The sequence below is a fragment of the Roseiflexus sp. genome (genome assembly GCF_057785375.1).
In genome coordinates this window covers 16,559-28,204 of record NZ_JBYNRX010000050.1, presented here as the reverse complement: position 1 = coordinate 28,204, position 11,646 = coordinate 16,559, and the positions used below count along the sequence as shown (strand labels likewise).

The window sequence follows — 11,646 nt, the reverse complement described above, 5'->3', positions numbered from 1 at the left end:
CACCGCGGCAAGCGTTGCGATCTGAGCCTCTTTCAGTTGGGGTTGCGCTTGCTGGAGCACCTTTTGAACGAAGGCAAAGAGATTCCCGTTGCCTTCCAGATGGTAGAGTAGCTTTGCGTAAAAAAGTGTACGGTAGTGAATGCTTGATTGAGGATTTGATCCATATCAAACATAAAACCGGCAAATCCGTGCGCCATGCTGTCGAAAAATGGCATGTCGCGTCTGACGCGCCGTAGATACGCATCTTTATCGCGTTGAATTTTTTTCCGGATACGACGATAAAAGTCCTGGCGGATGGCGTCGGGTTGCTTGATAAGACGTGCCATGGCTTGCTCGCTTTCATCTGTGCAGGTGAATAGACTGCATTGGTATCGATGTCGAACCTGGCGATTGCTGCGAGTACTATCGTTGAATACTACGCAAGAGGTGTTTCGGTGTTTCACGGGTTTCGATCAATGCGCGTCACAACGCAAGGCGCCACGATCCACCTGCTGCGCGGCGGGTCTGGTCCGCCGCTGCTGTTGCTCCATGGCTGCCCGCAGACCCATTTGATGTGCCTGGGACTACGGCCATTGTGCTACAATACGCATGCTCGAACGACTGACAGGAGGGCGTCATGACCAAATCGTTGGATGCCCTTGATGCGGTTGAACGCCATCCGGACATCGTCAGCGGCGTCTGGGTCTTTCGTGGGACGCGGGTTCCTGTTGCCGCCTTGTTTGAAAACCTGCGTGATGGTGCGACTATCGATCAGTTCCTCGAATGGTTCCCCGGCGTCTCACGCGCTCAGGTAGAAGCAGTTCTGAACTACGAGGTTCAGATACTGACGATGGCCACGACGGCATGAAGATGGTATTCGATCAAGGTGCGCCCGTTCCATTGCGGCGCCACTTGCGCGGACATACGATGACAACCGTGTATGATCTTGGATGGGCGACCTTGACGAATAGCGCCTTGCTGGATGCCGCTGAACGGGACGGATTTGATGTATTGATAACAACCGATCAAAACCTGCGCTATCAACAAAATCTGACAGGGCGCCGTCTTGCGATTGTGGTGCTTCGATCTACCTCCTGGCCACGTATTCGCAATCGGGTGGCCGATATTCAATCTGTTCTGGACACGATTGTGCCAGGGTCGTATCACGAAATTGCAATCTGAGGTCAATCGCAAGAGGCGCTTCGGTGTTTCACGGGTTTCGATCAATGCGCGTCACAACGCAAGGCGCCACAATCCACCTGCTGCACGGCGGGTCTGGTCCGCCGCTGCTGTTGCTCCACGGCTACCCGCAGACCCATCTGATGTGGCGGAAGGTGGCGCCGCGGCTGGCTGCCGATTTCACTGTCGTCGCGGCAGACCTGCGCGGCTACGGCGACAGCAGCAAGCCCCCCGGCGGCGCCGATCACGCGGCGTACAGCAAACGCGCCATGGCGCAGGATATGGTCGAAGTGATGGATGCGCTCGGCTTCTCGCGCTTCATGGTCGCCGGTCACGACCGCGGCGCGCGCGTCGTCCACCGTCTCTGTCGCGACCATCCTGCTGCCGTGATCCGCGCCGCAGTGCTCGACATCGCTCCCACGCTCCACATGTACACGACCGCCGACCGCGCCTTTGCCGAAGCCTACTACCACTGGTTTTTCCTCATTCAACCCTACGACCTGCCAGAACGCCTGATCGGCGCCGATCCGGCGTACTACCTGTGCAAAAAACTTGCCCATTGGGGACGAACGCCGTCCGCTGTTGAGCCGGAGGTGTTCGCCGAATACGTGCGCTGCTTCAGCGATCCGGCGACGATCCATGCAACCTGCGAGGACTATCGGGCGGCGGCGAGCATCGATCTGCGCCACGACGAAGCCGACCTGCACGTGCCAATCACCTGCCCGTTACTCGTGCTCTGGGGAGCGGAGGGGTTCGTCGGGCGACGCTACGACCTGCTGGCGGTCTGGCGGCAGCACGCAGTCGATGTGCGCGGGCATGCAGTTCCAGGAGGACACTTTCTCCCCGAAGAAGCGCCAGAGGAAACATATGCGGCGCTACGGGCATTCTTCGCGGAGGGATAGATCTCATAGAGCGATCAACCAGATGTTGCACAATCATTGCTCGTGGTAATCGTCGAGCGGCAGACGTTGGCTGATCTTGTCGACGCCAACGTCTGCCGCTCCACGTCCTTGATTGTCCGGGTTTGGGTGATCGCTCTATCAGGGTCTGCTGCCGAGCGCATCCACCGTCGCGCCCTGTCCGGCGACTTCGATTTCGCTGAGGGCGGCGGGCGCCGGCGCGCCGCGTTGCGTGCCGCGCACGGCAGTGACGGTGAACTCAACACGGTCGGCGGCGATCGGTTGCGGCAGGCGAACAATCGTACCGCCGCGCGAGAGCGGCGCGACCGCCTCGACGGTTCGGGCGGCGCCAGCGATTTCCTGCCCGCGCAGGTAGAAGCGCAACTCGCCGCTCACCTCATAATCGGCGCTGCGCCCTTCCTGCCCTGGCTCTGCGCCGACCAGCCGCACTTCGAGGATCGCCATTGGCAGTTGCCACTCCAGCCGGATCCACTGCCCCACGCCGCCGTTCGCCGTCCATGGCGGTGTCCGGTCAATCAGCGTTCTGTTGGGCGCCGTCACATATCCACGCCGGTCGTTGATCCGCGTCGGCGCGCCATTCTCGACCGAGGAGGACGCGGCGATGGCAGCCGCAGGGGCGATGTTCGTCCAGCCGCGTTCGGCGAGCGACGGGTTGGCGATTGAACCGCTTGCATGCCCCATGTGGCAGCCAATGCAGAACATCGGCTGTCCAGGGCGTCCGGCGGAGTTTCCCTGCGCGATACTGAGCGTGTGGCGATTGCCGCCGCGCACAATGCGCCCGTTCTTGTCGCGCAGCACAATGAACGTGGGCACATCGGCGGGCGCCGAGCCGATGAACGACCCATCCGGGTTCACCGGCACTGTCAGCCACTTAACGGCGCGCGCCTGATCGTCTGGGTTGGCGGCGCGCGATGTGGCGCCGCCAAACTGATTGGCGTCGATGTAGATGTCGGCGAACGCCACGCTCCCCGGCGGCGGCGAGTTGTTGATGAATGGAAACTCGAGCGGCGGATTGGCATAGACATTGGCGTTGTGCACGGCAACCAATTCCACGCTCTGGATGTTCCGGCGGCTCCAGGCATACGCCGGGTTGCCAAAGGTGTCGAGCAGACCGAATGGCACATTGCTCTCCAGCGGATCGTCGCTCACCGGCGGCGGCGTGCCGCGCGGCAGACGCCACATACCCGGTCCATCGCCGACCGGACGCACCACGATCGGTCTGGCTTCCACTGCATCGTAATCGGTGGACAATCCTTCGAGCGGCACAACTTCATTCTGTGCGCCATTGGGGTGGATTGTGCGCAATTCGTAGCGCAACGATGACGATTGCAGCCGCAGCGTGATGGTGCGCCCGTTGCGGGTGTCCGTGTAGGCGCCGGTGCGTGCGGGCGCGGCAGTCGTCTGCGAGAAGATGATCCGTCCGTCAGGCAATCCGGCGGGCGCCAGCGCATACGGCGGGCGAAACGCGCTTCCGTCGTCCCAGCGGTACCCGGCGATCGACTCGGTGGTGTTCAGCGCCATGTTTTCGATGCCGGGGCGCGCGACGCGAATGCCGGTGTAGAGCGTCGAATGCGCCATCGTCTGATCGCGCTGCGTCGTGTATGCCACCAGCAGTTCGCCGCCGGACAGCACGACGGCTGGTTGCACTGCGTTGTACGTATCGAGACCGCCATCATTGGTGAGCGCCGATGCGTAGCGCGGCGTCCAGGCGAAGCGTCGCATGCCGCTGCCATCAGCCTCGATGGCCATCAGATGCCAGGTGTTCGGCGCATCGCGGATGGGGAACCCGTCCGCCAGCCGACCACGCGCAGGGTTGAAGGTGGCGTTGGTATTCGAATAGACCAGCGTCCCGTCCGGCAGGCGATACCCGGTGACCGGCTGCTCGACGACGATGGTGCGGGTCGTACCGCCCTGCGATGCTGCAACCGGCGTCGCAGTCGGGCGCACGCGCGGCGTTGGCGGCGGCGGCGCCGGCGTCTTTGTCAAACGCACAATGCTGCCGGTGGCGGGGTCGATCTTTTCCACGAACGAAATGGTTGGTATCGGCGTTGGTTTCGGCGGTGCGGTCGGTTGCGGCGCCGCCGGCGCGGGTTGCGCGGTTTCGACCACCTGAATGCGCCGTTCAACGATGATCGGGCGTCCGCTCTGGTCGCGGGCGATTTCTGAGCCGGCGCGGTTATCAATGCGATTGTAAATGCCGCGTTCACTCGGCTGGTTAAAGTTGACCCACCAGCGGCTGAACACAATACTGCCATCAGGAAGCGGCGCCGGATGGAGCGCTGCGGAGCGTTCGGTCGTCAGGCGGCGCATATTGCCGCCATCGCCATCGATGATGTACAGATTGAATGCCCGTCGACCATCGTAGGGGGAACGCGCCGGATAGCGCGACGAACTGAACACAATCCGCCCGTCCGCCAGATACGCTGGAAAGAGATCGTCGTAGAACGCATATGCTTCGGCATTCGCCGGACCATCGGGGATCGTGATGTCACGGTCGGAATGGGTTAGCTGGCGCAACCCGCGTCCATCGATGCCAATCTCGAACAGCCGCCATGAGTAATACGTGCGACCATTCGGCTGATTGCGAAACGTTTCCGGTCCGAACGTTCCGGCGAACACAACGCGCTGCGCATCGAACGACACATCAGGCGACTGCACATCGCGCAACCCCAGCGGATTGAGTGGATCGCCCGTGGGACGCGCCGTGTCGATCAGAACGCGCAGTTGCCCCGCCTGATCGCGGATGAGCAGTTTCGAGCCGGGCGCGAACTTTGTCATGCCGGTGATCAAATGCCCTGCCGGACCGACATCGCGCGGGAAAAGGTAATCGCCGGTCGCCAGGCGACTGCGCGCTACAAAGACGAGTGGCGGGAGCGAAGGCTGCGGCTGCGCCGCCGGCGCAGCCAGCGCAGGCGTAAGGGACGGAAGCAGGCACAGGACGAACAGCAAGGTCGTTGTGTGCGCAGGTTGCAGTCGACGTTGCATCAGCATAGATGTGAGTATACGTCGAAAATGGCGGCGTTGTCTATACTGACGATCTTACCCCTCATCGTGTTCCCTCGCAAAGGGTGGTCTTTTGAGCACATCCTCAGCAAGGGCTTTCGCCCGCAGCGATGCTCGGACGGTTCCAGCGCCCCCTTCTCCCCGTTCGGACGGTTCCAGCGCCCCTTTCTCCCCGTTCGGACGGTTCCAGCGCCCCCTTCTCCCCGTGTGGGAGAAGGGGGTTGGGGGGATGAGGGGAACAACGGCCGGGAACCTGAGAGCGTCACATTCCTGGCGGTCGTCGCCACGGGGCGCGCCAGAAAACCACTACCCCAACACCGATCACGGCTGCCAGAAGCGCCACCAGCAGCAGCGGCAGGCTATTCGACGAGGTGTTCTGGGCGGGAACCGGCGTCGGTTGAACGGGCTGCACGGTCGGTTGCACCGCCGGTTCAGCAGCAGGCGTGGCGGTTGCAGCAGGCGTCGGTGAAGGTCCGGTCACGATTGCGCGCCCATTGCCAAGGGTCACACGCTGTTGCGGATCGATAATTGCGAGCGTACTGGCAAGACGAGTGCGCTGGCGCGGATCGACCAGCATGATCGTCGCTTGCTCGATGCTGGCATCATCGCTGCCGAGGACGGCAACCACCACCCGCTCAGGATTCCATGGCGCCGTGATCATTTGCAGGTACGCAACGCTTGCATCGGGCGGCACGCGATACACAACGGGCGTATCGACAGAACGCGGCACATTGCTGCCGGGATCGAACGGCGCCGGCAGGACATCGCTGAGGTCGGTCAGGATGGGAAGATTACCAGGGCGGCCGATGATCAGCAGATCACGTGCTGTACGCACATCCGCCGGAACATTATCCGCGAATGCGACAACAGGTTGAAGGATGGCATCGCGCGTTGGTCGTCCCATGTGGAATGCAAGTAACGCCGCCGCATTCCAGGCGACTGGCGCATTCTGCGGAACGACGAAGGCTGTGGTGGCAAGTGATGGATTGAGCGTGAATGGTAGAGGATAACTGCTGAGATTGAACGTCCGGCGCGGTTCGGCAGTCGCCGGTTTCATCGGCAGATGGAGCGCTGATTCGGGCCAGATCGTCGCCCACAGATCGATATTCCGTGTATCGGTGCAGAGCGACAGCGGCGCAAGGTTCGTCTGGATCGTCAGCACATTGGCGCCGGAACGGGCGGCGGAAGGCGGGAGCGTGATACGACTGGTCGTCACGCGCGTGGTTTCGTCGCTGAAGCGCACACTGCCGATTGGCACGCCATTCAATCCAACCGAGACACTCGACTGGCCGAAATCGACCGTTGCGGCATGATTGAACACCAGATCGAAGTAGGCGCCTTCATCGAGTTGTTGGCCAGCAGGAAGGTTGAACCGGAGATCGAATGTTCCGGTGCGATCACGGATCACCCGTGGTTCCAGACCGAGATCGCTCAGGCGCTGGTCGATTGCCAGCGGCGCTTCTGCGGATGCTGCGGGCAAATCACGCACCACTGCGACATCAGGGCGTTCATTGATCCGCACCGGCAATGCACCCAATGCTCGCGCAGCCTTCGAGACCCCTGCTTCCGAGCTGCCGCTCACGAGCAGAACAACGCGTTCGGCATTCCAGGGCGAAACAATCATCTGTAGAATGCCATCATCGGCTGTTGCGCCGGGAGCGTTGAACCCTTTGTCATTGAGCCTTGCGGGCAGCGCCAGATCGCGCGCGATTGGCGCCAGCCCGGTATGGCTGCCGACCAGAATGAGATGGCGCCCGGTACGTGCCTGAGGAGGCAGGCGCTGCACCGTGGTCAGGTCAATCTGCAATCTCCCTTCGGTCAATCGGCCAAAACTGGCGGCGACAGTCAGTGCAGCCTGAAGGTCGTTGGTTGATGGTGCGTCTGGCACAATAATGGTCGCCTGATCTGGATCGAACGATCCCTGAAAAATAGGGCGGGGAAGATTGCGCAGGTCTGTATCGAGTGGTATGCGCGTATGCGGCAAAACGAGGCGCGATGTTGACCGAATCACCACCGCAGTGCGTTCACTCGGCGCGACATCACAGCCAGAGGGGTTATCCAGCGCAACTTCTAATTCGTGTCGTCCATCGCCACGCACCGGTGTCAGCGCCTGATCGGGAATGTCGAACGTCACGCGCTGCGCACCGGGTTGGGTCAGCTCAACCGTGCCGATCAAGGTGCGGTTGAAGCGCACTTCCAGGAAGCCTCCCAGCCGCTGCTGCTCAGCGCCAAGGGGAAAAAAAACGGTTATATCCAGCTGCGCCTGTGCGCCCGGTTCGAGCTTCCAGTTTGCAGGCGTATTGAACAGATAGCGGGTTCCGTCGAATACGCCGCTCAGGGTTTGATCGGTCGCACCCAGACGAGTAAAAGGGATGATGTTGGGGTCTTCAGTCGATGCTGGTTGCGGCTCGGGATTTTGAGCGTGCGCGGGAAATGAGAACAAGGTCAGCGCCATCGTGAACGCTGCACAACAACATAGCCGGAAGAACGGCATCGCCAGATGCATACAAAACTCCTTTTGCCTGACGCCACATTATTCATCGCGCTTATAGAGCAAACAACCAGATGTCGCCCAATACTTGCTTGTGTTGACCTGACCGTCTTGCCGCCCACGGTGGCTGAGCCTGTCGCCGCCCATAGTGGCTGAGCCTGTCGCCGCCCACAGTGGCTGAGCCAGTCGAAGCCACCGTCAGCTGCTCCACGTCCTTGATGGTCCAGGTTTTGGGTGATCGCTCGATGAGAGGCGGTCCGACACATCACTACGTGAAATGCGACCGGACGGGCGAAGGCAATGCCTTTGCCTGCCCGATGATCTTGTCCGGATAGACTCTCCACTCCTCGATCACGGTCATCATAGCATAGTGTGCGTGGGCGTCGCCAGTATCAATAGCTCTTGAAGGAAACCGTAGATCTGATGCAAAAGTCACGCCAACCGATATGGTATACCACCACAGAATAGAACGATCCAACGGGTGCGATCCGCATATGACCAGTGACAAATGCATCTGCCGTTTGCGATGAACGCACGAATATGACCACAGCCCAACGGCGCCGCGCAGCATACGGGCGAGTCTGATCGCTCAAGGATAGATTAGCAAGCCCGTGTGTTGCCATCACCCGTTTCAGGCATCAGGAGGCCAAAACATTCCCCTCTTCCGCATGACGCAAGAGGGGCAAGGGCGGCAAGGTTGTCGGGACATGGAAAACAGCACTCATCGCACCAGGGGCGTTTTCCCGCATCACAGAGCCATCTGGCACAAAAACCTGCACGTGCGAGTCCTGACCGGTATGCTTGACGGATTGATCATTCCCGCATGGTATAATGGCAACAGCATGACACAGCAGCTAACGACCTGAACACCGACGGGCCACGTATGCTTGATATCGGATCGTTACGGGATCGTTTTCAGCAGCGCTACAGCGCTTATCCCAGTATCATCGTTCGGGCGCCGGGGCGCGTCAATCTCATCGGTGAGCATACGGACTACAACGACGGTTTCGTCTTTCCGGTCGCTATTGATCGCGCTACCTGCATTGCAGCGCGTTCGCGCACTGATCAGACGGTGCAGGTTGTCTCATCCGATCTCAACGAAGAGGATGCGTTCTCAATCGATCACATCGAACGCAGCAGCCGACCCTGGCACAATTATGTTCGTGGCGTCGTCCTGGCGCTGCGGGTCGCAGGGCATCCGCTCGCGGGCGCCGATCTTCTGATCGCCAGCGATGTCCCGCGCGGTTCCGGGCTTTCGTCTTCCGCTGCGCTCGAAGTTGCCGTCGGGTATACGTTCCAGCTCCTCAACCATCTGAATATCCCGGGCAAGGAACTAGCGTTGCTTGCGCAAAGCGCAGAAAATAATTTCGTCGGCGTACAGTGTGGCATTATGGATCAGTTGATCGCAGTGCTCGGTCGCGCCGACCATGCGTTGCTGATCGACTGCCGCGATCTCTCCTATCACACCATCCCGTTACCGCCGTCAGTGGCGGTCATGGTGTGCGATAGCCATATCCCGCGAACGCTGGCGGCGTCGGCGTACAACCAGCGGCACCAGGAATGTGGCACAGCGGTTCAGTTGCTCCAACAGTGGTATCCTGACATTCGCGCCTTGCGCGATGTGAACGAAGATCAACTGACAGCGCACGAGGATGCGTTGCCGGAGCCTGTCCGCTCGCGCGCCCGGCACGTGGTGCGTGAGAATCGACGCGCCCTCCAGGGTGCAGAGGCGCTCAAACGTGGTGATGTGGCTGCTTTTGGGCAATTGATGAATGAGTCACACGCGAGCCTGCGTGATGACTATCAGGTGAGCCTGCCCGACATTGATCTGCTGGTCGAAACGGCGCAGCATCTGGCGGGATGCTACGGATCGCGTCTGACCGGCGCCGGGTTTGGCGGGTGCACCGTGAGCCTGGTCGAACGAGATGCTGTGGAACCATTCAGCCGTGACCTGTTGCACACATACCGCGCAGCAACTGGTCGCACGGCGACCATCTATGTGTGTCGCGCCAGCGATGGCGTTGGGCGCATTGTGGACAATGCAGGTCCACAGGAATGAGAATGTCGCGGGTCAGATCCATCGCCGCAAGCGGGTTCCTGTGATGCTGACGCCGCCTGAATGATCTGAACTGTGAGTGCTGCCATGCATATGTCCACCATTCTGCTGGTAGAAGATGATCCGACTCTGTCGGAAACGCTGCGTTATAACCTGGAGCGCGAAGGATATGCGGTGATCAACGCCGCTGATGGAGTGGTTGGTCTCGAACGGGCGCGACGGGATCAACCTGATATGATCATCCTCGATGTGATGCTGCCGCGTCTGGATGGGTTTTCGGTATGTCGCATCTTGCGTCAGGAGAGTGAGGTTCCTATTCTGATCCTGACAGCGCGGCAGGATGAAATTGATCGCATTGCGGGACTCGAGCTTGGCGCCGATGATTACGTTGCCAAACCATTCAGCCTCGGCGAATTGCTGGCGCGGGTGCGCGCCATCATGCGCCGCTCCGAGCGTCGGGTCAGTGTGATGCGCGAGGTGCTCGACGCCGGTTCGCTTCGGGTCGATACCGGGTCGCGGCGCGCCTGGCGCGGGGATATGGAACTGAACCTGTCGCAGAAGGAGTTCGATCTGCTGGCGTGCCTGATGCGCAATCGTGGGATGGCGCTGTCGCGCGATATGCTGCTCGAGCGTGTGTGGGGATATGATTTTCTCGGTGATAGCCGGACGGTCGATGTGCATATTCGCTGGTTGCGCGAAAAAGTCGAGCCTGATCCAGGCAAACCGATCTACATCCATACGGTGCGCGGCATCGGCTATCGCTTTGAGGCGCCAAACTGACATTCGGCGCCGACCGGCGTGAACGCTGTGATGGAATGGATCATTGCCACGCTTCTGCTGGCGCTCGTCGTATCCCTTGTCTGGGGATGGCGTCAGAGAACTCGTACTCAGCAACCTCCATCACTGCCCGAATCTTCCCCTGATGCATTCTCTTCGCTCTTTCACGCTGCTACCGTTGCTTTCGACGATGGATTGGTGCTGGTCGACGTGGATCGTCGAGTGCGGTATCTCAATGCCCAGGCGGAAGAATTGTTGAACCTCAACCGGACGATGAGCGTCGGGCAGGGCTTGATTGCGCTGGTGCGCGATTATCAGGCGGACGCCCTGGTCGAAGAGGCGATTTCGTCCGCCGAACCGCGTGAGAGCATCTTTCAGCTGCTGGGTCGGCAACGGATGCTGCGATTACGAGCGGTGCCACTCGATCACGGTACGCAGGGTGCGCTCCTGCTGGTGCGCGATGTGACCCAACTGAGTCAGCTCGAACGATCACGGCGCGATCTGGTGGCCAACGTCTCTCACGAGCTCCGCACCCCGCTGGCATCGATCAAGCTCCTGGTTGAGACGTTGCAATCCGAGCCGCCGGCGCCGGTGGCGCAACGTATGTTGAGCCAGATTGCCCAGGAAGTCGATGCTATTACCCAGCTGGTTGAGGAGTTGCACGAATTGTCGCAGATTGAGTCGGGGCGGGTGGCGCTTCAGTTAGTGCCTACGCCGGTCGCGCCGCTGATTGAGCGCGCTATAGAGCGCATCCGCCCGCAACTCGAACGGAAGAATCTGCAGATCACGGCCCGTGTGCCCGATCATCTGCCGCATGCATTGATTGATGAGAATCGCATCGGTCAGGTGCTGCTCAACCTGCTCCACAACGCTTCGAAGTTTACGCCCGACGGCGGACGAGTGGCGATTGAAGCCGATGTGATCACTATCGGTAATGGATCGCCGGCGCCGCCTGGTATGCCGCCGTCCCACCTGCCAGGACAATGGCTGTTGGTGTCGGTGACGGATAACGGCATTGGCATTCCCGCAAACGATCTCTCACGGATCTTCGAGCGCTTCTACAAGGTGGATCGTGCGCGAACGCGCAATGCAGGGGGAACAGGATTGGGGCTGGCAATCGCCAAACATCTGGTTGAGGGGCACGGCGGGCGTATCTGGGCGCTCAGCGTCGAGGGAGAAGGGAGTACTTTCTACCTGACATTGCCTGTATCCTGAACATTCTTCTCCTGGTGTATGATGGT

9 protein-coding genes are annotated in these 11,646 nt (G+C 60.5%); 6 read left to right on the top strand and 3 right to left on the bottom strand.

What is annotated here, in order from left to right; genetic code table 11:
* Nucleotides 1–32 precede the first annotated feature (32 nt).
* Nucleotides 33–326: a hypothetical protein gene (locus AC3EA7_RS08845; protein ID WP_488613679.1), complete on the bottom strand. Its 294-nt coding sequence runs from the start codon at nucleotides 324–326 to the stop codon at nucleotides 33–35.
* Nucleotides 327–616: 290 nt separating this feature from the next.
* On the opposite strand from AC3EA7_RS08845, the gene AC3EA7_RS08840 reads away from it, so the two are divergent.
* The 3 genes from AC3EA7_RS08840 to AC3EA7_RS08830 are packed head-to-tail and all read left to right on the top strand — an operon-like array spanning nucleotide 617 to nucleotide 2,060.
* Nucleotides 617–847, top strand: a complete 231-nt coding sequence (locus tag AC3EA7_RS08840; RefSeq protein WP_488613678.1) for a DUF433 domain-containing protein — start codon at nucleotides 617–619, stop codon at nucleotides 845–847.
* Nucleotides 763–1,161 carry a DUF5615 family PIN-like protein gene (locus AC3EA7_RS08835; RefSeq protein WP_488613677.1) on the top strand — a complete coding sequence of 133 codons (399 nt, stop codon included), beginning with the start codon at nucleotides 763–765 and terminating at the stop codon, nucleotides 1,159–1,161. The genes AC3EA7_RS08840 and AC3EA7_RS08835 overlap by 85 nt, the downstream gene beginning before the upstream one ends.
* A 44-nt stretch (nucleotides 1,162–1,205) precedes the next feature.
* Nucleotides 1,206–2,060: an alpha/beta fold hydrolase gene (locus tag AC3EA7_RS08830; protein ID WP_488613676.1), complete on the top strand. Its 855-nt coding sequence runs from the start codon at nucleotides 1,206–1,208 to the stop codon at nucleotides 2,058–2,060.
* A gap of 138 nt (nucleotides 2,061–2,198) precedes the next feature.
* On the opposite strand, the gene AC3EA7_RS08825 is transcribed toward AC3EA7_RS08830, so the two are convergent.
* Complete coding sequence (locus AC3EA7_RS08825; protein WP_488613675.1) at nucleotides 2,199–5,069, bottom strand: hypothetical protein; 2,871 nt, start codon at nucleotides 5,067–5,069, stop codon at nucleotides 2,199–2,201.
* Nucleotides 5,070–5,343: 274 nt separating this feature from the next.
* Nucleotides 5,344–7,587, bottom strand: coding sequence for a cellulose biosynthesis cyclic di-GMP-binding regulatory protein BcsB (locus AC3EA7_RS08820; RefSeq protein ID WP_488613674.1), 2,244 nt, complete (start codon nucleotides 7,585–7,587; stop codon nucleotides 5,344–5,346).
* Nucleotides 7,588–8,455: 868 nt separating this feature from the next.
* Between AC3EA7_RS08820 and galK the strand changes: the two genes are divergently transcribed.
* The 3 genes from galK (at nucleotide 8,456) to AC3EA7_RS08805 (ending at nucleotide 11,620) form a co-directional block, all read left to right on the top strand.
* Nucleotides 8,456–9,631, top strand: coding sequence for a galactokinase (gene galK / locus AC3EA7_RS08815; RefSeq protein ID WP_488613673.1), 1,176 nt, complete (start codon nucleotides 8,456–8,458; stop codon nucleotides 9,629–9,631).
* A 90-nt stretch (nucleotides 9,632–9,721) separates the two neighbouring features.
* On the top strand, nucleotides 9,722–10,408 hold the full coding sequence (locus AC3EA7_RS08810; RefSeq protein WP_488613680.1) for a winged helix-turn-helix domain-containing protein: 687 nt from the start codon (nucleotides 9,722–9,724) through the stop codon (nucleotides 10,406–10,408).
* Nucleotides 10,409–10,438: 30 nt separating this feature from the next.
* Complete coding sequence (locus tag AC3EA7_RS08805; protein WP_488613672.1) at nucleotides 10,439–11,620, top strand: sensor histidine kinase; 1,182 nt, start codon at nucleotides 10,439–10,441, stop codon at nucleotides 11,618–11,620.
* The last annotated feature ends 26 nt before the right edge of the window (nucleotides 11,621–11,646 follow it).